Annotated in this window: 6 protein-coding genes; all 6 read right to left on the reverse strand. The window is 70.8% G+C overall.

Annotated elements, in window-relative coordinates:
- Positions 1 to 14: 14 nt before the first annotated feature.
- The 6 genes from KY661_RS37645 to KY661_RS32790 are packed head-to-tail and all read right to left on the reverse strand — an operon-like array spanning position 15 to position 25,144.
- Complete coding sequence (locus KY661_RS37645; RefSeq protein ID WP_225413947.1) at positions 15 to 1,172, reverse strand: MDR/zinc-dependent alcohol dehydrogenase-like family protein; 1,158 nt, start codon at positions 1,170 to 1,172, stop codon at positions 15 to 17.
- Between the two features lie 19 nt (positions 1,173 to 1,191).
- On the reverse strand, positions 1,192 to 6,021 hold the full coding sequence (locus KY661_RS32770; RefSeq protein WP_225413948.1) for a type I polyketide synthase: 4,830 nt from the start codon (positions 6,019 to 6,021) through the stop codon (positions 1,192 to 1,194).
- Entirely contained in the window at positions 6,002 to 14,443 is an 8,442-nt protein-coding gene (locus KY661_RS32775) for a type I polyketide synthase (RefSeq protein WP_225413949.1), read from the reverse strand. Before KY661_RS32775 ends, KY661_RS32770 begins: the two co-directional genes overlap by 20 nt.
- On the reverse strand, positions 14,440 to 19,002 hold the full coding sequence (locus KY661_RS32780; protein ID WP_225413950.1) for a type I polyketide synthase: 4,563 nt from the start codon (positions 19,000 to 19,002) through the stop codon (positions 14,440 to 14,442). Before KY661_RS32780 ends, KY661_RS32775 begins: the two co-directional genes overlap by 4 nt.
- Positions 18,999 to 22,460 (reverse strand): non-ribosomal peptide synthetase, encoded by a 3,462-nt coding sequence (locus KY661_RS32785; RefSeq protein ID WP_225413951.1) that lies wholly within the window; start codon positions 22,458 to 22,460, stop codon positions 18,999 to 19,001. Before KY661_RS32785 ends, KY661_RS32780 begins: the two co-directional genes overlap by 4 nt.
- Positions 22,457 to 25,144 carry a type I polyketide synthase gene (locus tag KY661_RS32790; RefSeq protein WP_225413952.1) on the reverse strand — a complete coding sequence of 896 codons (2,688 nt, stop codon included), beginning with the start codon at positions 25,142 to 25,144 and terminating at the stop codon, positions 22,457 to 22,459. Before KY661_RS32790 ends, KY661_RS32785 begins: the two co-directional genes overlap by 4 nt.
- Positions 25,145 to 25,383 lie beyond the last annotated feature (239 nt).

Genomic DNA, 25,383 nt, shown 5'->3' on the forward strand with positions numbered 1-25,383 from the left:
TCCCACCGGCGGCCTCATTCCGGGTTCACCGCAAACACCGGGAAGAACCCGACGTTGCCCTCGAGAAATTTCTGGGACAGCGCAGGCACCTCATCGAAAGCGTGAATCCTCGCGTCAACGGTGGGCATCCAGCCCTCTCGCTCGCCGTACTCGATGGCCGCGAGGACCTCCTCGCGCGTGCACATGTGCGTGTGGATGTACTGGTGGCGCTCGATGCACTCGGTGGCACGCATGAAGGAGGTGGCCATGCCCTCTTTCCAGCCGGCGGTGGTGATGACGCCCTCGCGCGAGAGCACCCGGCGCGTGGCACGGAAGAACGGCGTGCCGATGTAGTCGACGAATATCTGCACCATCCGCTTGCCAGTGCGCTCCTCCACCTCGCGGACGAATGCAGCCTCCGCCTGTTGGTACGCACGGCGGTAGGCGCCGTCGGTCCCTGCGCGCAGCTCGTCGTAATAGAGGTCGCCGAACCGGCGCCGGTCGAGCGCGGTGACGCCGCTCTGACGGATGAGCTCGAGCCGCTCGTCCGACGCCGAGAGCATCACCGTGTTGCAGCCGTGCCTGCGCGCGAGGTCCAGCTCGGCGAGCGTGGTCCCGCCGCCCCAGCCCCAGACGTGTGGCGAGGGGTTGCGCTCGTGGGGCACCATCAGCCGGTACGTCCCGAACGCCAGCCGCCAGTTGGACCACGCCGTGGTGTAGCGCGCGGAGAACCCGGCCCACTGGGCGTAAGAGTGCCGTGTCTTCTCGGGCAGCGGCACAAGGTCGCTCGCCGGAAGCACCATGCGCGTGGACAGAAAGCCTGTCGTCCCCGCCATGTCGTACGCGAACGCCTTCGTCGGGTAGCCCCAGGGATCCAGCGCCGAGTCGGGGAGGATGAGCGCGCACTGCCCTTCCTTCCAGCCCTGCACCTCGCTGCCCATGCTCAGCACACGCACAACGCCCGCGTTGCCGATGACGACGCGCTCCTCACCGCGGAACCGGGCGACGTCGATGGGCTTGCGCTGGACGCAGTGGCCCATGTTGCCCTCCCAGGAGCCGTAGAGCGGCTCGACGAGCACGTCTCGCGGGCCGGGATCCGGCAGCGGGAGGTCACCGTAGACGAGCTCGGCCTGACGGCCCGTGCTCGCCGCGTCTGCTGCGTAGAGGAACCACGCCTTTGCGCTCTGGCTCACGTCTCTCCCTCACTCGTCCTCACGAAGCCACCTTCGCCACGCCCCGCTCGAGCTGCGCCAGGTGCCGCGAGAGCTCTTCGCGGACCACGTCGAGCACCGCCTCCTGCGCAGTCCGCACGAACAGGTGCTCGCCCGGAATCATCCTCAAGGTGAAGTCAGCCACGGTGTGATGCGACCAGCTCGCGGCGTTGTCGCGGGTCATCATCGGATCCTGCGTGCCGCACAGGGCCGTGATGGGACAGGCGAGCGGCGGCGCTTCGTCGTACTGATAGCTGCGCACGAGCCGCAGGTCAGCGTAGAGCGGCGGCAGCACCACCTTGAGCATATCCGGGGAGGCGAACAACGCATCCGGGATGACTTTGAAGCGCCGCAGGAGCGCCGGGTCTGCGCCGTGCACCCCCGTGCGAATCAGCTCCGCGAGCGGCGCGGACGGCCCGCGGTGCGGCGCGTACGAGGCCGCGGCGAACAGCCGCACCGGCGGCACACCGCGGCGCGCACGGACCCGCCGTGCGAGCTCGAACGCGAGGAGGCCGCCCATGCTCGTGCCGAAGAACGCGAAGGGCAGGTCCAGCAGCGGAGCCATCTCGCGCTCCAGGGTGTCGAGCATCACGGAGAGCTGCTCCACGGGCGGCTCGCTGTACCGGTTCTCGCGGCCAGGGAGCTGGATGAGGCACACCTCCACCCCGCGCGGCAGCGCCTTGCCCCACCCACGGTAGGTGGACGCCCCGCCTCCGGCGAATGGGAAGCAGAACAGGCGCAGGCGCGCCTCATCCGCTGGCGGGCGATCCCACCGGACAATCCACTCCCTGGCTGGCCCTGACGCGGAGACACTCACGGGTGCGGCCGCAGCTGGCTCCGGTGCCAGCCGCGCGGCGAGCGCCCCGGCGAGGGCACGCGGGCTGGCGGCCGCCGTGAGCTGCTCCGCGGGCAGCTCCACGTCGAGGTCCTTGCGGATCCATCCCCGCAGCTCGGTGAACTGGATGGAGTCGAAGCCGAACTCCCCCAGCGGGGCATCCGACTCGAGTCCGGGCACAGGCGCGCCGTGGAGCGCCTCCAGCTGACGCAGGAGGTACATCTCCAACAGGCGCGAGCGTTCCGGCCTCGCGGCCGAGAGCAGCTGCGCGCGGTCCAGCCCGCTGGCGCGCACTCGCTTCGCACGCGCCGCCAGTCTCTGGAGCACCTCGGACTGGATGGGCGCGTAGCTCAGGCCCTCGTACGTCGTGATGACCCGGCCGTCCGCGTCGAGGAGCCGCACATCCGCGAAGAGCCGTGTCTCCCCGGGCGCGGATGGGCGTATGCGTGCGTGACCGAAGCGCTTCCCGCGCACGGACGGGAAGGCGCCGCGCGAGCGCTGCATGCCCACCCCCAGGTAGGCGCGCGAGGCGAACTCGGACTCCTTCGGGAACAGAACCTTCATCGACTGCGCGCACGCCTCCGCCGCGCAGGCTTCCGTCAGCACACGGTCGGCAAATCCCGCCGCTTCGGGCGCTGCGAGGCCCGTCTCCGTCGGCTCGATTTCGGCAAGCAGCTCGCCGTCGCCCCACCACACTCGCGTCAGTCCCTTGAAGCTCGGGCCGAACCACTGGTCCGCGTCCTCCCAGTAGGCCCGATAGAACGCTTCGGCCGAAAGCTCGGTGGTGCAGCGGGCGCGGATGCCGTCCAGCGCCAGCGCTTCGCCGACCCGCACCCCGTCCTCGTCACTCATGCACAGCGTGCCCGCACAGTGGCGCCTCCACTCCGGCGCGCCCCCGTGCGGCTTGAGCGCGCTGTGGAGCTCGAAGCGCGCCTGTCCCGCTTCCGCGTTCATCAGCAGGAGACGGACGCGCGCCGGAGCCTCCTCGTCGAGCGTGAACGGCTCGACGAAGACGAGATCCGAAATCTGCGCCTGCCCCTGTCCGCCCAGCACCTCTGCCCCAGCGAGGATGGCGAGGGCAACCTGCACCACGCCGCTGACGATGATGGTCCCGAACACACGGAAGTCGCGCAGCACGGCGAGGTCCGAGGCGCGAACCTCGGTTTCGAACACCGGGCCGTTGGGCATCTCGGTGCGGACACCCAGGAGCGGGTGTCCCTCCCGGACGCGCCGGCCCGGCGCCGCCGCGGCCCGGCCTTGCATCCAGTAGCGCTGCCGCTGGAACGGATACGTCGGCAGCTCAAGCTGCCGCAGCCCGTCCGGGAAGAGCCCTTCCCAGCGGATGCCTGCGCCGCTCGCGTAGAGCCGTGCCACGCTGCCGAGGAACGTCGCCGCGTCGTCGCGCCTGCTCTGGAGTGAAGGGAGCCAGCGGTGCGGTCCTTCGGGCAGACAGGTGCGCGCGAGCGAGGACAGCGTGGGGGACGGACCCAGCTCAATGAACGTGTCCACACCGAGCTGAGCCAGCGCCATCACGCCGTCCGAGAAGCGCACGGGCTCGCGCAGCTGCCTGCGCCAGTAGGACGCACCTGGGGCCGCTCCGCCGTCGATCTTCCCCGTCAGTCCGGAGACGAGCTTCAGCTGGGGCGCCTGGAACCGAAGTTTCGAGACTGCCCGCTCGAAGTCCTCGAGGATGGGCTCCATCCGCGCCGAGTGGAACGCGTGCGACACGGGAATTCGCTTGACCTGGATGCCCTGCGACTTCAGCGCGCCGGCCACGCCAGTCACCGCCCGCTCCTCCCCGGACAGGACGGTCTCCGCAGGCCCGTTGAGCGCGGCGATGCTGACGTCCTGACCCTGCGTGGCAAGCACGGCTCGCACCGCTTCTTCACCGCACGCCACGGCGAACATCGCGCCGCCCGGAGGCAGCGCCTGCATCCGCTTCGCGCGCTCGGCCACGAGCGTCACCGCGTCCTCGAGGGACAGCACTCCCGCGACGCACGCCGCCGCCAGCTCGCCGACGCTGTGCCCCAGCACCGCGACCGGCTCGACGCCGAGCGAGCGCCAGAGTTCCGCGAGCGCGTACCCGAGGGAGAAGAGCGCGGGCTGCGTGAATGCGGTCTCGTTCAGGAGGCTTTCCGCACTGGCCTCCTCGGCGTGCATGACAGAAAGGAGCGGCTGGCTCAGCCACGGTCCGAACAGCTCCGCGCAGCGATCAAGGGCGCGGCGGAAGACCGGCTGGGTTTGGTACAGGCCCCGCCCCATCCCCGCGTACTGCGAGCCCTGGCCGGTGAAGAGGAATGCCACCTTGGGCCGCGCCTCGCCGCGCACCACGCCCGAGACGACGCCCGCCCCCTCCGGGCCCTGCACGGCGCCCTGGAGCAGCGCACGCAGCTCGGACACATTCCGCCCCACCACCGCGAGCCGGTGCGGCAAGTGCGCGCGTCCGGTGTTCGCGGTGAAGCAAAGTTCCGTCAGGGAAAGTGTGGGGTTCTCCGCCAGATGCGCCTCGTACCTGGCAGCGAGCGCACGGAGCGCCTCCTCCTGCTTCGCCGAGAGCGTGAGCACCTGCGCGCGCTCCTCACCAGACACGGCAGGGCTGGCCGGTGCGTCCGGTGCCTCCTCGAGCACTACGTGCGCATTGGTCCCGCTGCCGCCGAAGGAACTCACGCCGGCAACGCGCCGTCCGCCATCGCGCTCCCAGGGCCTCAGGGCGTCGTTCACCTGCACGGGGAGCGCGTGCCAGGGAATGTCCGGGTTCGGCCGCGCGAAGTGGAGGTGCGGCGGCAATTGCCTGTGGCGCAGCGCGAGCACTGTCTTGAGCAGCCCCGCGATGCCCGCCGCGGACTCGAGGTGTCCAAGGTTCGTCTTGACGGAGCCGACCCACAGCGGGCGCTCCAGGGCACGCCCTTCGGCGTAGACCTCCCCGAGCGCGCGCATCTCAATGGGGTCTCCGAGTGCGGTGCCAGTTCCGTGCGCCTCGACGCACTGGACTTCCGAAGGGCGCACACCCGCGTTGGCGAGCGCGGCGCGGATGAGCTCCGTCTGGGCCTTTGGGTTGGGGACCGTGAGCCCGCTGCGGTGGCCGTCCTGGTTGACGGCCGAGCCACGGATGACGGCGAGGATGGGGGCACGCCGCGCGAGCGCGTCCGACAGCCGCTCGAGCACGACGACGCCACCGCCCTCCCCGCGCCCATACCCATCCGCGGACGCGTCGAACGCCTTGCACCGCCCGTCTGGAGCGAGCGCCCGCGCCTTGCACAAGAGCAGCGTCCCGTTGGGTGACAGGATGAGGTTCACCCCACCCGCGAGCGCGAGGTCCGTCTCTCGCGAGCGCAGGCTCTGACAGGCCAGGTGGACTGCGACGAGCGACGACGAGCACGCGGTATCCAGGGCCACGCTCGGCCCACGCAGCCCCAGCATGTAAGAGAGCCGGCCCGCGATGAAGCTCGTGGCGTTGCCGCCAATCATCAGCGGGTCCGCCTCGGTGGGCTCCACACCGCCTGGCGGGTACTCGTGGTTGCTGATGCCGACGTAGACGCCCGCCGCGCTGCCTGCGAGCCCAAGCGGTGCACGGCCCGCTCGCTCGAGCGCCTCCCAGCACAGCTCCCAGAACATCCGGTGCTGCGGGTCCACGGCGGCTGCCTCTCGCGCCGAGATGCCAAACAGCCCAGCGTCGAAGCGGTCCACGCCCTCAAGAAAGCCTCCGCGGCGCACGTAGAGCTTGCCAGGCGCCTCGGGGTCCTCGTCGTAGAGCTGCTCCGCGTCCCAGCGCTCCTTCGGCACCGGCGACGTGGCATCGACGCCGTCACGCAGGAGGCGCCAGAACGCTTCCGGCGAGTCAGCGCCGCCAGGGAAGCGGCAGGCCATCCCGACGATGGCAATCGGCTCACGCTTCTCGCGCTCGGCCGCCTGCGCCTTCACCCGGAGCTGCTTGATCTCCGCGAGCGCCTTCGCCAGCACCTCTTGACGGTTCAGCTCAGGCTTGGTTTCGCTCATCGACCTGCACTCCCAATGCGGCGAGCTCGTCGGCGAGCTGGCGCACCAGCTCGTCCTCGGACGGACCGCTCTCGATGACCTGTGGCTCTTGCGCCTGCATCCCCCCGGCACTCGCCGCTGCACGAGCAGGCGCGGGGGCCTGCGGGGAGGGCTGCGCCGCCGCGACGGCGCTCTGCAAATACGCGGCGAGCGCCTTGACCGTCGAATGTTCGAACACCATCGTCGGCGGCAGCGGCTGGGCCAGGTCCGCCTCCAGCCGCGAGCGCAGCTGCACGCTCATGATGGAGTCCATGCCCAGCTGGAAGAAGCCCTGCCCGGACTGCAGCGCGCTCTCGTCCTCGTATCCCATCACCTCGGCGACGCGCCGCCGCACGTGTGCCTCCAACAGGGCGGTGCGCTCGCCTGGATCGATGGCGGCCGCCACCCGCGCGAGCATCTCGGAACTTCCACCCCTCTCCTGCGTTGCGGTTCCTTCAGTCACGATGAGGTCCAGCAGCGGCCTTCTGCGCTTGGCCTCGAAGATGGGCTTGAAGCGCGACCAGTCCACGTTCGTGAGCACGCGCTGCGTGGCTTTCGAGCCCATGAAGCGCCCGACGAGCTCGAGCGTCGGCGCAGGCGACATCACCGCGTAGCCCATCTGCGCGAAGAGCTTCTTGAGCTTCGGATCCTGGGCGAGCGCAGCCCCCATTCCGCCGCCGGCCCACGTGCCGAGCCCGACACTCGCCGCCGTCTGCCCTTTCGCGCGGCGGTGGCTTGCGAGCGCATCGAGGAAGTGGTTCGCCGCGGAGTATGGGCCGAGCGAGGCGGCGCCCCACGTGCCCGCAACCGAGGACAGCAACAGCATGAAGTCCAGCGGCAGGTCCGCGGTGAGCTGGTGGAGAATCCAGCCTCCGCGCACCTTGGACGCGAGCACGGACTGCAGCGTGGCCGCATCCACCCGGGTCAGCGGAGCAGCACGGTTGACTCCCGCCGCGTGGATGACGCCTCGTACGGGCGGGCCCTCGCGCCTGAGCGCGTCGAACAACGCCTGCATCTGCGTGGCGTCCGCCACGTCTGCGGCGTGCACCCTCACCTCCGCACCCGCAGCCTCAAGCGTACGAACTGCCTGCACGGCCTGGTGCGGCTCCGATCCCGGAGCGAGCGACGCCCACTCGGCGCGCACCGGCAGCCGCGTCCTTCCCGTGAGCACCAGATGGCGCGCTCCCCTCGCCACCATCCACCGCGCCAAGTCGAACCCGAGTCCGCGCAGTCCTCCAACGACGAGGTACGTCGCGTCTGCATGGAAGGAGACAGCGTCCGGGAGTTCCTCGCCGCTGGTAGGGACGAGCCTCGCCACCTTCCGCTCCCCATCACGGTAGGCCACCTGGTCCTCGCCGTCTGCGTGCAGCAGCTCCGCCGCGACGTGCTCCTCTTCCTGCGGCGCGCGCCGCGGGTCGAGGTCCAGGATGCCGCCCCACAGCTCCGGATGCTCAAGCGCCACCACGCGCGCCATGCCCCACAGCGTCGCGTGCGCCACCCCGACAGGCTCCGGGCGTGAGGACGCAGCCTGCGCGCCGCGGGTGACGAACCACAGCGAAGGCTCCTTCGCCCGCATGGCCGTGAGCGCGCGTAGGAGCGGAGGGATGGTGCCCACACCGACGCCCTGTGCCTCCTCGAGCGCAGAGACGCTGAGGGAATCCGCTCCCCCCGGCGCATCGAGGCCCCAGAGGTGGACCACCGCACGGACACCTCCCGCCCGCTCGAGGAGCCACTTCCAGTCCTCATCACTCGAAGGATCCACGCGGAAGGAGCCTGCGGTGAGTTCCCCGCGTGAGCCGGGAGTAGCGGTGATGACGTGCTGGCCAGCCGCAACGAGCCGGGCAGCGAGCCGCTCCCCGAGTCCAGAGCGGTCCACGAGCAACAGGTAGCTTCCTCCCGGCTGCACCGCGCCCGGTTTCAACGGCAGCGCGGCACGCCAGGAAACCTCGTACAGCCACTCGTGCGAGGCACGGCTGGCGGCGGCGTTCACCAGCGGCTCGGACCCGTCCGCCAGCTGGACGGAGTGAACTTCGATGACAGGCCGGCCGCCCTCATCGAAGACGCCGAAGGCCACACGGCCCTCCCCGAGCGAGCGCGCGTGCAGCCAGCAGTGACCACCCGTGAGGCGCCGGTGCAGCCGCACGCCGTCGAACCGCACGGGCATCCGCGCGTCCTCGCCCGGAACGTCGCTCGCGCCGAGCCGCAGGGCCGCCTCCACCAGGGAGGGGTGGACTCGAAAGGCGCGGGTGGCGGCAGCCTCCGTGGGGCGGAACAGCGCCAGCCACTCGCCCTCGCCCTGCCAGACGCGCTCAAGCCCGGAGGAGCTGTCGCCGTATTCGAGGCTGCACTCTCTCCACCGGGCGAGGTGCTCTGCGCCCTCGGTCTCGCTCGCGCAGCGCGCGCGGATCTGCGAGACGTCAACGGAGGGCGGCGCGACGGCGTCCCCGGGCTCGCGCCGGAGCGAGCCGGAGGCCCGGAGCCGCGAGCCGCCCTCGCCGGAGTAGAGCTCGAACAGGACCGGACCCGTCTGGTCCTTGCCGGGCCCAGGCGGAATCAGCACCAGCTGCCCGGACAGCGTCGCGTCATCCCCCAGCAGCACCGGCTCGTGCACCGTCAGCGACTCGAGCACCAGCGCGCTCGTCTTGAGTGCCTCGGCCGCGGCCGAGAGGACGGCTTCGAGGAGCGCGGTCGCGGGGAGGAGCCCAACGCCAGACACCCGGTGCTCGCGCCACAGACCCAGCTCCTGGGCTCGCGGCGACAGCTCGAAGAAATGCTCGCCGGAGGCGCGCGAGGACTTCACGTGTGCTCCGAGCAGCAGGTGGGCGCGCGCTGGTTCCTCGCGGACTGCCACTGCGCCTCCCGCCCTTGGGGGTACGGCCCAGAAGCGCTTGCGCTGCCATGGGTACTGCGGCGCATCAACCACCCGCGCTCCGGTGCCGCCGAGAGCCCGGAAGTCTACCGGCGCACCTGCCGCGAACAGCTGGGCAAAACTCTGCAGCAGGACGGTCCGGTCATCGTCAGGCCGGCGCAGCGACGGGAGCACCACGCCCTTGACGCCCACCTGGTGCAGTCCCTGTTCAATGGGGCTCAGCAGCGAGGGATGAGCGCTGAGCTCAAGGAACCCGTCCACTCCCTCCTTCAGCAAGCGCTCCACCGCCGGCCAGAAGTGGACAGGCTGGATGAGATTGCTCGCCCAGTACGCCGCGTCGAAGACCGGCTCGGCGCCCTGTCCCTCGACCGACGAGAAGAACGCCACCTTCGGACGCTGCGGCTTCAGCGCTTCGAGCTGGCGGAGCATGTCGCCTCGCACGGCGTTCAGTGCCGGGCTGTGGCCTGCGACATTGGTGGCCAGGCGCTGGCAGAACACGTTGCGGGACTTGAGCGCTTGCAGGACCTTCTCAAGTTCCACCGGAGCCCCCGCGAGCACTGTCAACCGCGGCGCGTTGGCCCCTGCCACGGACACGGTGGCGGACACGCCGAGCTCTTCGAGGACCTGCGGCACCTCCTGGAAGGGCAGCTCCACCACCATCGCGCCGCCGCGGGTTCCGGAGGTTTGCACACGCCGGATGAGCTGGCTGCGCGTCGTGATGACGGCCGCCGCATCCTCAAGCGACAGAGCGCCCGCGACGTGCGCGGCCGCCACTTCCCCCATGCTGTGGCCGACAACCGCGTCGGGCTCCAGGCCCCACGAGCGCCACAGCGCCGCGAGCGACACCTGGATGGCGAACAGCGCGGGCTGCACCACGTCGAACGAGTCCGGGCGAACCTGGCCCTGGGTGACGAGCTCAAGCACCGAGAACGGAGCGAAGCGTGCGATGGCCGCCGAGCAGGCCGTGAACGTCTCGCGGAAGACGGGCTCGTCACGCAGCAGCGCGGCCGCCATCCCCGGCCAGGGCGTCGTCAGGCCGGAGAAGACGAAGGTCCATCGCCTCTTCACCGTGGGCGACTGAGGTGCGCCCGGCTGTGAGAGGACGCCCCGCAGCGCCGCGATGAGCTCCTCCTGGGTGCGCCCCACCACCGCGGCCCGGAAGGTGTGGTGGCTGCGGCGAAGCGCCGCGGTGAAGCACACGTCCTCGACACGCGCACGCCCCTCGGAGAGCGGGCCTTGCGACAGCGCCGACACGTAGCGCTCCGCCAGTGCGCGCAGCGCCTCCGGGCTCCGCGCGGAAAGCGGCAGGCAATGCACGCGCGGCGGGGGCGCGGAGACCGGCTCCTTCAAGGTGTCCTGGCTTGGGGCCCGATCCAACACGACGTGCGCGTTGGTGCCACTCATGCCGAAGGAACTCACCCCCACTACGCTCTCGCTCCCCTCGCACGGAAGTCTCTGCGTGGGCACCCGGACGGGCAGGCGTTCCCAGGGAATGAGCGGGCTTGGCGTCCGGAAGTGGAGGTGTGGCGGGACCTCGCCGCGCTCCAGGATCAGCACGCCCTTGATGAGGCCCGCGATGCCAGCGCTCGCTTCGAGGTGGCCGATGTTGGTCTTCACAGAGCCGACGAGCAGGGGGCGCTCCGCGCTGCGGCCATCCCCCAGCGCCGCCGCGAGTGCCTGCATCTCGATGGGGTCGCCCAGCGGTGTGCCGGCGGCGTGCGCCTCCACGTAGGCCACCCGCGCGGGCTCCACCCCGGCGTTCGCGTACGCCTGACGGATGACGGCCTCCTGTGCAGGCCCGTTGGGGACGGACAGCGCGCTCGTGCGGCCGTCATGGTTGACCGCAGATCCGCGGATGACGCCGCGGATGCGGTCCCCGTCCCGGAGTGCGTCCGAGAGGCGCTTGAGGACCACGACGCCACAGCCCTCGCCGCGCGCGTACCCGTCCCCGGCGGCGTCGAACGTCTTGCAGCGTCCGTCCGAGGCGAGTGCCCCCGCCTGGGAGAAGTAGATGAACGGCTCGGGGGCGAGCATCATGTTGACGCCACCCACGAGTGCGACGTCCGCCTCCCCGTTGCGCAGCGCCTGGCAGCCCAGGTGCGCCGCGACGAGCGACGAAGAGCACGCGGTGTCGATGGAGAGACTCGGGCCCTGCAAACCAAGCGTGTACGAGAGCCGTCCCGCCGCGCAGCTGTGCGCGTTCCCGGTCACCATGTACGGCTCGAGCCGTGTCAGGGGGCCCTGGTTCTGGAGGCTGAGGTAGTCGGAGCTGGCGATGCCGACCATCACCGCCGTGGGCGTCGCGGCGAGCTGCTCGGGGACGCAGCCGGCGTCCTCCAGCGCTTCCCACGCGACCTCGAGCAGCAGCCGCTGCTGGGGGTCCATCGCAGCGGCCTCGCGAGGCGCCGTGCCGAAGAACTCCGCGTCGAAACCATCGAACGGGATGCCACTCAGGAAGCCGCCACGGCGCGTGGACATCTTTCCCGGAGTGCCGCGTTCCGGGCTGTAGAGCGCATCCGTATCCCAGCGCTCCGTCGGCATATCGCTCGTGCCGTCCACGCCGTCACGGAGCAGGGACCAATAGCCCTCGATGTCGTTGGCCCCGCCCGGAAAGCGGCAGGCCATGCCGACGATGGCAACGGGCTCGCGTGCAGGGTGCCCGGATGCAGATGGGACAGCGGCGCTGGGGCGTGTCCCTTCGTGCGTGTCCTTCAGGTACGGCAGTTCCCGCAGCAGGAACGCCACCATGGCATCGACCGTCGGATGATCGAAGGCCACCGTGGCGGAGAGCGGGTGCGCGAGCGCCACCACCAGGCGCCTGCGCAACTCGGCGGACATGAGCGAATCGACGCCCAGCGTGACGAAGCCCCTGCCCGGCTCGATGTGCTCTGCCGGGCTTAGCGCCAACACCGCACGGAGTGCAGCCTCGACGTGCGCGGTGAGCAGCTCGCGGCGCTTCTTGGGCGAGGCGGCCCGAAGGGCTTGGACGTGAGGCGCGGAGAGGTCCGCATCGTACGGACCACGGCCGTCCGAGGGCACGTCCGCTTCACTGCCGCTCCGCTCGGGCCGGGCGGAGGTAACCCAGTAGCGCTGCCGCTGAAAGGGGTAGGTGGGAATCGTGGTGAGCCGGTGTCCGCGGCCCAGGTGAACCGCCGTCCAGTCGATGGCGACGCCGCGCGCGTACAGCTCGGCGAGCGTCGAGAGCAACTGCTCCTCGTCACGTCCCTCCCGTGTCAGAGAGCCGAGCCACCCGGGAGATGTCGCCGCCCCCAGTTCGAGCACCAGGCCTGCCCCAAGCGCCTCAAGCGCCTTGCGCCCCGACTCGGGCCGAGCCGGATCCCGGGCCTCGGAACACCAAGCGTGCGCGTCCGTCCTGCCCTGCGTGTCCACAGGGTGGCCGGTGACGTGCGACACCACCCTGAGCGAGCCGGGTGAGCTTGAAGCGGCACGAGCGGCCTCCTCATACCGCGTCCACTCGGGCGTCCCGGGCGCGGCGGAAGACCACCGCGCCCGCGCAAGCACCAACCCGAGCGCGGACTCGAGGCTGAGCGCACCTGCGGCGCACGCGGAAGCCAGCACGCCCACGCCGTGGCCCATCACCGCGTACGGGGTGACGCCCCACGAGCGCCACAGCGCCCACAACCCATACTCCACCGCGAACAGCGCCGTCTGCGCGTACAGCGGCTCCTCGTGCCCGGCCTCCGGCTCCCCGTCCCCGGGGAAAAGCACCGAGAGCAGCGGCCTGGGCAGCTCGGTCTGCAGCACTGCTTCGCAGCGCGCGAGCGCATCGCGGAACACGGGCTCACATTCGAGCAGGCTGCGGCCCACCCGAACGGGACCGCTCTCCTCCCCCGGGAACACGATTGCAAGCTTCGGGGGCTCCGCGCGCGGGGGGCTCGCGGAAAGTCCCCCCGGCTGCGCCAGGGCCCGAAGCTTCTCTCGGAGTTCGGAGGCCGACGTACCGAGCACCGCGGCCCGATGCTCGAAGTGGCCGCGGCCGGAGCTCGCCGTGAAGCAGAAGTCGCCCTCGCTCCCGGATGCCAATACGGCCTCGTACTGCCCCGCGAGTGCTTCGAGCGCTACGCCGCTCTTCGCTGACAACGTCAAGAGGTGCAGCGGACGCTCGCGGTACGCGGGCGCCTGCGGCGGAGGTGGCTCGTACGCCGCCACGAGCACGTGCGCGTTCGTCCCGCTCATGCCGAACGAGCTGACCCCCGCGATGCGGCGGACGCCGTCGCGCCAGCGCGTGGACGCACCCGCCACGCGCACTGGCAGCCGGTCCCACGCGATGTGCGGGTTGGGCTCGCGCAGGTGCAGGTGCGGGAACATCTCTCCGCCCTGCACCGCGAGCACGGCCTTGAGCAGCCCCGCCATCCCCGCTGCGGACTCCAGGTGCCCCAGGTTCGTCTTCGCCGAGCCGACCCACAGGGGAGACGCCGCGCTGCGGCCTCCGCCGTACGCCGCCACCAGCGCGTCGATTTCGATGGGGTCTCCGAGCGACGTGCCGGTCCCATGCGCCTCGACGTAACCCACCTCCTCCGGTTTCACGCGTGCGGCCCCGAGCGCCTCACGGATGACCGCCTGCTGCGCGCGCCCGTTGGGCACGGTGAAGCCGCTGGACGCGCCGTCGTGGCTCACCGCGCCGCCGAGCAACGTCGCGAGGATGCGGTCCCCGTCCCGCTGCGCGTCCGAGAGCCGCTTGAGCACCACCACGCCACAGCCCTCGCCGCGCGCGATGCCGTTGGCCTGCGCGTCGAATGTCTTGCACCGCGCATCCGGAGACAGGGCGCGCAGCCGCGAGAGCATCACGAACGAGAGCGGCGACAGGAGGAGCATCACGCCACCCGCGATGGCCGTGCTGCACTCGCCCGCGCGCAAGCTCTGGCAGGCCAACTGGAGCGCCACCAGCGACGACGCGCAGGCGGTGTCCAGGGCCATGCTCGGCCCCTGAAGCCCCAGCGTGTAGGAAATCCGGCCCGCCGAGAACGCGAAGCCCCAGCCGGTGGCAGTGTACGGATCGATTCCCGAGGGGTCGGTACCGCTCAGGAACGAATAGTCACTGACACTGATGCCCACGAAGACGCCGGTGCGCGATCCCGCGAGCCGCTGCGGCGGCAACCCCGCGTTCTCCAGCGCCTCCCAGCTCACCTCGAGCAGCAGCCGCTGCTGGGGGTCCATCTGGTTCGCTTCGCGCCGCGAGATGCCGAAAAACCCTGCGTCGAACTCGGCCACCCCCGGGCCCTGCAGAAAGCCGCCCGAGCGCGTGTACATCTTCCCGGCCACGTCCGGGTCCGGGTGGTACCAACGGTCGATGTCCCAGCGGTCCTTGGGAACATCGATGATGGCGTCGCGTCCCTCGCGCAGCAGCTGACGGTACGAGTCGAGGCTGCTCACCCCTCCGGGGAAGCGGCACCCCGCACCCACGATGGCGATGGGCTCGCGCTGCGCGTGCTCGAGCGCGTCCACCTTGCCCTGGAGCTTCTTGAGTGCCAGCAGCGTGCGCTTCTGCTGCGCGATGTCAGGTGTGTCGCTCATTCGCCGAGTTCTTCCTCAGACAGCACGCTGCGCGTCAGTTCGAGCAGCGCAGACGAGACTTCGTCCGCGGACAGCCCCTCGACCTCGGCCGCCACCGCGTCCGGCCTCGGCGGCGGCGCCACGGGCGCGGAGGTGGATACGGACACGGGCGCATCCGGGAACAGACGCCCCTTGAGGTAGCGGGAGAAGCTCTCCACGGTCGGGTGGTCGAACAGGGCCGAGGTGGCCAGCGGCACATCGAACGCGGCCTCCATGCGGCGCCGGAAGTGGACTGCGGAGAGCGAGTCCATCCCCAGCTCGTAGAAGCCGCGCCAGGGCTCCGGCGGCCGCGAAGGCGGGTGCCCGAGCAGCTCGCCGAGCTCACCGCGCACGTGGGCCACGAGCAGCTCGTCCACCTCGTGCGGCGCTGCTGCCTTGAGCCGCTCCGCGATCCGGGCAGCCGCGGGAGACTTCCCAGCGGCTCCCGCCCGCCCAGCCGCGAGCTCCGCGAACAGCGCAGGCGTCCGCCGCGCGTCCGAGAACACGCCGTCCCAGTCCACCTCAGCGACGGCGACCTGCGGCCGGCCGCTCCCGAGTGCTGCCCCAAGCGCGCCGAGCGCTGCCTCAGGAGACATCGGACGAAGCCGGTGCGCCTCCCACCGTGCGGCGTCGAGCTTGGAGGACATCCCCGCGCCCGCCCAGGGCCCAAAGTCCACGGCGATCGCCGGGAGCCCGAGCGTGTGCCGGTGGTGCGCGAGCGCTCCGAGGAACGCGTTGGCGGCGCCGTAGTTCGCCTGGCCAGGAGCACCGAAGAGGGCACCCACCGAGGAGAAGAGCACGAAGAGTTCCAGAGGCTGTCCTGCGGTCAGCTCGTGCAGACTCCAGGCACCATCGACCTTCGGGGCCATCACGGTGCGGAGCTGCCCGGGCGTGAGCTGAGGCAGCATTGCCTCGTCCAGGACACCGGCCGCGTGCACCACCCCGCGCAGCGGAGGCATGGACTTCGCCACGTGCGCCAGTGCGTGGGACAGCGCCTCGCGGTCAACGACGTCGACGCTCGCCACGTGAACGTTGGCGCCCCTCGAGCGGAGCCGCTCCAGGGCCCCCAAGTGCGTTTGCGACGCAGGGCTTCGCGCGAAGAGCGCGAGGTGCCGGGCCCCACGCTCCACCATCCACTCGGCAACCTGGAGCCCGAGCGCGCCGAGGCCGCCGGTGATCAGATAGGTGCCATCCGACCGCAGCGACGGCGCGGGGCTCCCGGCTGCTCGCACTCGCTCCAGTCGTGCCACATACCGCCGCTCGCCACGCCAGGCGGCCTGAGGCTCCCCGTCCGCGCCGAGCTCCGCGAGCAGTTGCCCGGCGAGCGCGGTGCAGTCCCCGGCGCCGAGATCCACGGCCCTGCACGAGAGCTCTGGCAGTTCCTGCTGCACCGAACGCGCGAAGCCCCAGAGCGGGGCCTGCGAGACGTTCACCGTCCCCCCTTCAACTGCCTGGCTCTCCCGCGTGACGAACCAGAGCCGCGTGAGCGGTGTCACACCGGCCGCGTGCAGCGCCTGGACCAGGCGCAGCGCACTCCCGATGCTCCGCACCTCGGCCGCGCAAAGCGCTTCGAGCCCCGTGGCCTCTGCGTCGAGGCTGCAAGCGTGCACGACACCCAATGTGCCACCCCAGCTTCGCGCCTGTGCGATCTGTCCCTGGAACGGAGCAGCCGCATCGAGTTCGTGTGCCACCTCGGCCGCAGTGAGAGACAAACACCGCTCGCCGCGCGCTTCGATCGCCTGGACGAGTGCGGCGCCAGTGCCACTGGCATCGCAGAGCACAAGCCAGCCGGACACACTGCTGCTTCCGGCGCCCGGCGCGGGCGCACTGCGCCAGGCGAGGGCGTACGTGACGCCGGCTGCCTCGTCACTCCGGGCACCTGTCGCCTCGGGGCCGCCGCGGCCTGGGAGCGGGTCGTCCACCCAGTAGCGCTCGCGCTGCCACGCATAGCCGGGCAGCTCCACGCAGCGGCGGGCAGGGCCGTGCAGGGCCCGCCAGTCCAGAGCGGCGCCCTGGACGTACAACTGGCCTGCGCTCTGCATCAACGTCTGCCACGCGTCGCGTCCGCTTCGCAGGCTCGCGAGGCAGACGGCTTCGGGAGGCAGGACGCTGGCCGCGAGGCCAGAGAGCACCGGCTGAGGACCCACCTCGAGGAACAGGCGGCGTCCACCCGTTGCGAGCGTTTGCACGCCCTGCGCGAACCGCACGGGCTGGCGCAGCTGTTGCTCCCAGTACTGCGCGGAGATGGACAACGCCTGCTCACCCGTGAGGTTGGTGACCCACGCCACCTTCGGAGGGCGATAGCGGACGGATGCAGCCGCCCGCCCGAACGCCGGGAGCACCGGCTCCATCAATGCGGAGTGGAACGCATGGGACACCGTGAGCGCACGGCTCTTGGTTCCGCGCGACGCGAGCGCGCGGACGGCCGCGTCGACGTCCGCCGCCGGCCCCGACAGCACCACGCTCTTGGGGCCGTTCAGGGCCGCGAGCGACACCGCCGGGTGCGCGGCCAGGAGCGGGAGAACGTCCGCCTCCCCTTCCTGGACCGCCACCATCACGCCGCCTGCTGGCAGCTGCTGCATGAGGCGCGCGCGCTCGGCGACGAGCCGGATGCCCTCCTCCAGCTCGAACACGCCGGCGACACACGCGGCTGGGAACTCGCCCACGCTGTGGCCGAGCACCGCTTCCGGCACCACGCCCCACTCGCGCCACACCTCGGACAGCGCGTACTCAAGCGCGAACAGTGCCGGCTGCGTGTACTGGGTCTGGTCCAGCGGTGAGCCCTCGCCGAAGAGTACCTCCGTGAGCGGAAGTGGAAGCACTCCCTCAAGCGCCCGCGCGCAGCGGTCGATGGCCTTGCGGAACGTGGGGTGCGACTCGTAGAGCCCACGGCCCATGCCCGCGTATTGCGAGCCCTGTCCGGTGAAGAGGAACGTCAGCTGCGGCCGCTGCTCCGCCTGGGGCGCCCTGCCTGCGACGACGTGGCCATGCGGAGTACCTGCGGCGTACGCGTCCAGCGCCTCGGCGAGCTCGTCGTGGCTCCTGCACACCGCGGCAAGCCGGAAGGGATGATGCGCTCTCCGGGCGCCGGACGTAAAGCAGATGTCCGCGAGCGCCTCGCGCCGGCCCGCCTCCGAGCGCAGGAAGGTGGCGTGCGCGCGGGCCTGCGCGCGCAGCGCGGGCTCGCTGCGCGCAGACAGGGTGAGCAAGCTCCAGGGCCTCTCCGCCACCCCGGAGCGCGCAGCCAGAGCCGGCGCCTCCTCGAGCACCACGTGCGCGTTGGTACCGCCAATGCCGAACGAGCTGACGCCTGCACGGCGCGGATGAGCCCCCTTCGGGAACGGCTGCGCCCGGGGGGGCACGAAGAAGGGCGTGGAGGGGAAGTCGCAGCCAGGGTTGGGCTCCTGGAAGTGTGCGAGCGGGGGCAGCTCCCCGCGCTCCAGCACGAGGACCGCCTTGATGAGGCCTGCGATGCCAGCGGCCGACTCCAGATGCCCGAGATTTGCCTTCACGGAGCCCACGGCACAGGTGCCCTGCGGCACGCCCGAGAACACCTCCGCGAGCGCTTGCAGCTCCAGCGGGTCTCCCACCCGCGTCGCGGTGCCGTGGCACTCGAGATACCCCACCGTCGCGGGCTCCACGCCCGCGAGGCTCAGGGCCTCGGAGATGACGCGCGCCTGGCCCTCATGGCTCGGCGCCATGTAGCCCACCTTCGAGGCGCCGTCGTTGTTGATGGCGGACCCCTTGATGACGGCGCGGATCGGATCGCCGTCCCTCAGGGCATCCTCCAGCCGCTTGATGACGATGACCCCCAGGCCGCTGCCCTGGATGGTCCCGGCGCCGCGCGCATCGAAGCTGCGACAGCGCCCGTCAGGCGAGAGGATGCCGCCCTCCTGGTGGATGTAGCCCACGCGCTGGGGGACGCGCAGGCACACGCCGCCCGCGAGCGCCATGTCCGACTCGCCGTCCAGCACGCTCTGACACGCGAGGTGCACCGCGACGAGCGACGTGGAGCAGGAGGTCTGCACACAGAGGCTCGGGCCGCGCAGGTTCAACTTGTAGGAGACGCGGCTGGCCAGGTAGTCCTTGTCGTTGGCCACCTGGAGCTGAAGGTGCTCGATGACCGGCATCGAGCCGGCCTCGCGCAGGAACTTGCGGAGCAGGTACGTGGAGTAGCTGGTGCCCGCGAAGACGCCGATGGCGCCCGAGTAGCGGCCCGGGTCCACGCCGCCGCTCTCCAGCGCTTCCCACGCGCACTCGAGGAACAGCCGGTGCTGCGGGTCGATGAGCTCCACTTCCTTCGGGCTGAACCCAAAGAACTCCGCGTCGAACGTCTCGATGTCGTCCAGGACGGACGCGCGGCGCACGTACTTCGGGTGGCTCAGGGACGCCTCACTGACGCCCGCCGCACGGAGCTCCGCGTCCGTAAGGTCGCTCACACAATCGGCGCCGCTGCGGATGTTCTCCCAGAAGCGCTCGAGCGTGTTCGCGCCCGGAAAGCGTCCCGCCATCCCGATGATTGCCAGATCCGAGCCGCTCATCCTTCCGCCCCCTTGCGGCGTCCGCGCGCCTCACGCCGCGCCGCCGCGCGATCCGCCCCTGCCTGCACTGCCGCCGCAGGCCCGCTTCCCTTCTGCGCCAGGAATGCCGCGAGCGAACGTACCGTCGGGAAGCGGAACGGGTCCGTGGCGCGCACGTCGAGCTTCAACGTCTCGCGCAGCGTGGCGGTGATGCGCACGATGGCCGTGGAATCCGCGCCCAGATCGAAGAACTGGCCGTCCACACTGAGCTCGGAGAGCTTGAGCTCCTGCTGGACGAGCTGGCTGATTTGAAGCTCAAGCTCGCTGCCCGGTGCGACGAACGCAGCCTTCGGCTGCGCCTGCTGGAGCGCGAGTTCGGCCAGCGCCTTCCGGTCCACCTTGCCGTTCGTGCTGAGCGGCAGCGAGTCCCCCAACACGAGCGTGGGGAGCATGTGCGAGGGCAGCCGCTCGCGCAGGAACTCGAGAAGCGTCTCCTCGGACGCCTCCTGCTTGATGGACACGAACGCAACGAGCCGCTTCTTGCCGCCGGCAGGCGTGGCCACCGTTACCGCCGCCACCCGGACCGCCGGATGCTGCGACAGTGCCGCCTCGATCTCCCCGAGCTCGATGCGGTGGCCCTGAATCTTCACCTGCAGGTCCTCGCGCCCGAGGAACTCGATGTTGCCGTCCGGGAGCAGGCGGCCGAGATCGCCGCTGCGGTACAGCCGCTCTCCGGTCCGCGGATGCGTGATGAACTTCTGCTGCGTCTTCTCCGGGTCGCCCCAGTAGCCGAGCCCCACGCCGACGCCCGCGATGTACAGCTGGCCGGGGACCCACACCGGACGCGGCTCCAATTGCTCGTCGAGCACGTAGTAGCGCGCGTTGGTCATCGGCCGTCCGTAAGGGATGCTCGGCCACGACGGATCCACCGTCCCCACCGGGTAGCAGATGTCCCAGACGCACGTCTCCGTGGGCCCGCCTGCGGAGATGACCTGTGCCCCCGGCGCGAGCGCGCGGATGCGATTGGGCAGAGTGACCGGCACCCAGTCCCCCGAGAGAACCACCTTGCGCAGATCGGCCGGACGCGGCTGGGACGGGTCGCGCTCAAGCGTCTCGACGAGCATCTCCATGAAGGCGGGCACGCTGTTCCAAAACGTCACCCGCTCGCGCGTCAAGAGCTCCACCCAGTGGAGCGGGTCCTTCACCGACGCCGCATCCGGCATCACCACGCAGCCGCCCGCCGCAAGCATGCCGAAGACGTCGTAGACGGACAGGTCGTGGTTGAGCGCGGTCAGCGCGATGTTCCGGTCCCCGGTGCCAACGCCGAAGCGTGCGTTGACGTCGAGCATGCGGTTGACCGCGTTGCGGTGGCTGAGCATCGCCCCCTTGGGCAACCCGGTGGAGCCGGACGTGTAGATGACGTACGCGAGGTCCTCCGGTGCGGGAGGCGCCACCGGGCGCAGGGTTTCGGGGCCCTGCGTCCCTGCGTCCTCCACCACGACACGTTCCAGCCCCGGCGGCCAGGAGACCCTCGCATCGACTTCTGGCTGCGTGAGCACCGCACGCACCTGGCCCTGCTCGAGGAGGAGCTTCAGCCGCTCGGGGGGCAGCTCGGGGTCCACCGGCAGGTACGCCGCGCCGCATCCGTGGATCGCGAGCACGGCGACGAGCTGTTCCCAGCCCTTCTCCATCACCACGCCGACCAGGTGGCCCTTCGCACAGCCGAGTGCCCCCAGCCGGTGGCTGAGCGCATTGGCCCGTCCGTGCAGCTCCCCGTAGGTCAGCGTGCAGCGCGGGCTGATGACGGCCTCGGCGTGGGGACGCGCGTGCGCCTGCTTCTGGAAGAGCGAGTACAGGGTCTCGGTGGAGACCGGTGCGTCCGTGGCGTTGAGTTCCGCGAGCAGCCGCACCGTCTCGGCCGGCAGCGCCACGCGCCGCAGGCGGACCTCCGTCCAGGCCGCCTCCTCCGTCGCGAGCTGCTCGAGCAGGAGCCGGTAGCTCTCGAACATCTGGTCCAGCATGCCGGAGGGGAACAGCTCCTCCACCGTGTCCCAGGACGCGGCGAGCCCCCCGTCCTCCTGCTGGACCTGGTTGTCGATCCACAGCTGCGGCGTCTGGGTCAGCGTGAAGACCGGCTCGGAGATCTGCTTCCACGCGGACGCCCAGTCGGCGTAGCCCTCGGAGCGCAAGCTGAGCAGGCTCGCGAAGACGATGGGCAGCGACGCGTTGGACGTCTTCTGGACGCGCGCGAGTTCCCGCAGCGCCTGCACCCCGCTGATGTGCTGCGTGTGCTCGATGTCCTGCCACAGCTGGGCCTGGGTCCGCTGGACGCGCGACTCGAAGCTCTCCGGGACGGAGAGGTCCAGCCCCAGGAGGATCATCGAGGTGAAGTCGCCCAGCAGCTCGTTGACCTGAGGGTGCATGGGCATGCGGCTGAAGAGCGGAATGTTGAGCGTGAAGCGCGGGCTCTTGCTCCAGGCCGCGAGCACCTCGGCGTACACCGAGATGAGGACCGACGAGAGCGTCAGTCCGCGCGCCTTCGCCCTCGCCTGCAGCTGCGCCCAGCGCGTCGCATCCAGCCGTGCCACCCGGCGCTTGAACCGGCTCGTCTTGAGCGACGAAGGCGCGCGGGCCAGCGGGAGTTCCGGAGCGGGCGGCAGCTCGCGCACGCGCGAACGCCAGTACGCGAGGGACTGCTGCGCTGTCTGGCTGTCGTGCAGCTTGCGCTCCGCAAGAACGTAGTCCCGGTACGAGATGTCCAGAGCCGGCAGCTCCGTGTCCGGGTGCTGGTACGCCTGGGCGACGTCGTACGCGAGCAGCGCGAGGCTGCCGCCGTCGAGCTGGACCAGGTCGACGCTCTGGTGGAGCCGGGTGACGCCGCCGGGCAGGTGCGTCGCGCGGACCTCGACCTGCGGTGCCCGATCGAGCGGGAGGACCTGGTGCGAGAGCGCGTCGCGCACCTGCGCGAGCCCGGCCTTGACCTCCGCGGGCGAGGCCTGACTCAGGTCGAGCACGCCTATGCGCAGCGGCGGGACTTCGCGAAGAATTTGCTGGCGCCCGTCCGGAAGGATGACCGCCCGGAGCATGTCATGGCGGGCGATGACCTTCTGCCAGGCGCGCTCCATCCGGGGCACGTCCAGGGGGCGGAAGTCGTGCTCCCAGTACACGTGGATGGACACGTCGCCCATCTCCACGGCGCCGCCCCGCCCCAGCCAGTACGCCTGCTGGATGTCGGTGAGCGGGAACGGCTCGTAGCGGTTCGCGGAGTCAGCAATGAGCGAAGGGACTTCGGGCTCGGCCGGCTGCGCCTTGCGCGCCCGGAGCAACGCGAGGAGCTGCGGCTTGTGCTCGGTGATTCGCTGGCGGAGCTCCGCGGTGAGCGCCCCCTTCGGAGCGTTCACGGACAGCTGCTCGCCCGCGCCGAGAGAGATGTGAATCCCCAGCTGGGCGAGTCCGGAGAGAAGTTCAGTGACGCTCATAGCTCGATGACCTCGCGCTCTTCGGTGCTGGCGCCGTGAGCGGGGGGCAGCCCCTCGGCCAGGGCACTGGACGCCGCCAAGTGGTGCTCGATGTCCTGTGCGAGGTCCGCGATGCACGCGCCCGCAAGCAGGCGCGCCACCGCGAGGTTGAACCCGAACTCGGACTTCAGCCTGCGCCGCAGCTCCACCGTCATCAGCGAGTCGAGCCCCAGGAGGATGAGCGGCTTGTTCATGCTGAGCTCGCCGGCGGCAACGCGCAGCGCCTTCGCGAGGTGGGCTGTCAGGTGTGCCTGCAGGAGCGCGCGACGCTCTTGAGCCGGCACGGCACGGACACGCGCCGCCGTGTCATCGGCGCGCGTGGGTTCGACGGGCTCCGAGCCGTCCGTCGGCCGGTGCAGCCAGAACCCCCGGCGCTGCCAGGTGTACCCAGGGAACGTGACGGCACGCCGCCCATACGGCCGGTCGAAGCTCCGCCAGTCAATCTCGACGCCGCGCTCGTAGAGCCGCGCCACGCACTCGGCCAGCGCATCCCAATCCCCCCGCCCTGCCTGGAGCGAAGGCAGAAAGCCGGGCAGGCCGAAGTGGCCAGACTCGCCCTGCGCCATGCCGAGCAAGAGGGTGACCTTCTGACCTTCGAGCGCCCGAGCGGGGTCCGTCCATCGGAACGGCGGGAGCGCCTCAAGCACCGGGTACCCAACGCCGTCCGCCCGCGAGGGCCGCGCTGCGAGCGTGCGCACGGCCGTCTCAAGCTCGATGGCTCCTGCGACACATGCGGCCGTCACCTCGCCGACGCCCTTGCCGAGCACCACCGCCGGACGCACGCCCCACGCCTTCCACAGCTCGGCGAGTGCGTAACCGAGGGAGAACTGGGTTTGCTCCGCAGCGGGCACTTCCCGCTGCGCGTCCGAGGCCGCGAAGGCAGCGGTGCAGCGGTCGAATGCGTCCCGGAACACCGGCTGCGTCGCGTACAGCTCCTGCCCAGGCGCGCCCTGCAGCAGGAGCTCCTCTTGGAAGAAGAACCCCACCCTCTGCGGCTCGCTGCGCTCCGCCGGCGCCTCTCCTCGCCAGGAACGGAGCCGGTCCCTCAGCTGCGCGGGAGTCTGACCCGTGACCGCGAGCCGGTGTGAGAAGTGGGCGCGTCCGGCGTTCGCGGTGAAGCAGAAGTCCCCGAGCGACTGCTCGGGGGTTGCGTCGAGCAGCGGCGCCACGCGCTCCACCTGCGCGGCGAGCGCTTCGGCCGAGTTCGCGGACAGCGTGAGCACGTGCACCGGCCGCCGCGCCGTCACGTCCGCAACGCTCCGGAGCGGCGGCTCCTCGAGGAGCACGTGCGCAAGGGCACCGCTCAGGCCGAAGCCGGTGACCCCTGCGATGCGCCGCCGGGCCCCTCTCGGCCACGGCTGCGTCTGCGTGGGGATGACGAGCGGCGTGTCCGTCAGAGGGACGCGCGGGTGCGGCGTCGAATAGTTCAGGTTCGGCGGGATGGCCTCGTGCTGGAAAGCGAGGATGGCCTTGATGACGCCCGCGGCGCCTCCGGCGTATTCCATCTGCCCGAGGTTCGTCTTCACCGCGCCGAGCACGCACTTCGTCCCGTCGGGCCGTGGCGCACCGAAGACGTCCCGGAGGGCCTGCAATTCGATGGCATCCCCCGCCCAGGTGCCCGAGCCGTGTGTCTCGACGTAGTCCACGTCCGCAGGGGTGAGCCCCGCGGCCGCGAGCGCGTCGCTCATCACGCGCCGCATTGCCGACACACTGGGCGCCGAGAGGCTCACGCCGCGGCCCGTGCTGGTGGATGCCCCTCCGCGCAGCAGCGCGAGCACCGGGTTGCCGTCGGCGAGCGCCTGCGAGTAGCGCTTGAGCACCAGCAAGGCACAGCCCTCGCTCCGGACCGCGCCGTCCGCCTTCCCGTCGAACGCCTTGACGCGGCCGTCCCGGGACATGAGCTCGAGCTTGCAGAAATGGAATGAAATCTCTGGCTGCAGCAGCAGCGTCACGCCGCCGACAATCGCGAGGTCCGACTCCCCCCGCCGCAGGCTCTCGGCGGCCAGGTGCAGCGCCACCAGCGACGAGGCGCACGCGGCCTCGATGGACAACGACGGTCCGTGGAACCCGAACACGTGGGACAGGCGGCCGCTGGCGACGCTGGTGAGGTGATCCGTCACGCTGAAGTCATCCAGGTGCCCGGGCTCGCGAACGCGGTTGTACCCCTGGTCTGCAAGCCCCACGAAGACGCCCGTGCGGCTGCCGGCGAGCCCCGTCGGAGACTCGCCCGCGCTCTCCAGCGCCTCCCAGCAGACCTCCAGGAGCAGCCGCTGCTGCGGATCCATCCGCGCCGCTTCCTCCTCGGAGATGCCGAACGGCAGCGGGTCAAACTGATCCGCGCCCTCAAGGAAGCCTCCCCAGCGGCCGTACATCTTCCCGCGAGCGTCCGGATCCGGATGAAAGAGCGCGTCGATATCCCAGCGGCTCTTGGGGACCTCGGTGATGCCGCTCCTGCCTTCCTGCAACAGACGCCAAAAGGCCTCCGGAGAGTTGGCGCCGCCGGGGAAGCGGCCCCCCATGCCGATCACGGCCACCGGGTCGCCCTCCGGCTGCTCGCCTTGCAACAACGCAAGGAGAGAGGACCGCTCTTCCGCATTGAGGCCGGAGAGCAGCTGCGCCATGGCACCGCGTACCTCGTCCCTCATCACCTCTCCTCTGCACGAGATGTGCGGCCACCTGCGGAGCGCCGAACAAAGCGGCTACGCCGTCGCCTGGGTCCTGATCTGGACAGAGCCGGGCCGAGCCTTCTGGGGAACGGCCTGAAAGGAAGACCGGCCCACCAAGAGCAACAAACGTCGAATAGGCTACAATTCGCGAGAAAGAGATGTAAACCACGCCAGGGGTCTGGCGTTTGCGCGGTTTGCAACCGACCCACCAGGCAGTG

It is taken from the genome of Allostigmatella hybrida (assembly GCF_020103775.1).
GTDB classification, from domain to species: domain Bacteria; phylum Myxococcota; class Myxococcia; order Myxococcales; family Myxococcaceae; genus Hyalangium; species Hyalangium aurantiaca.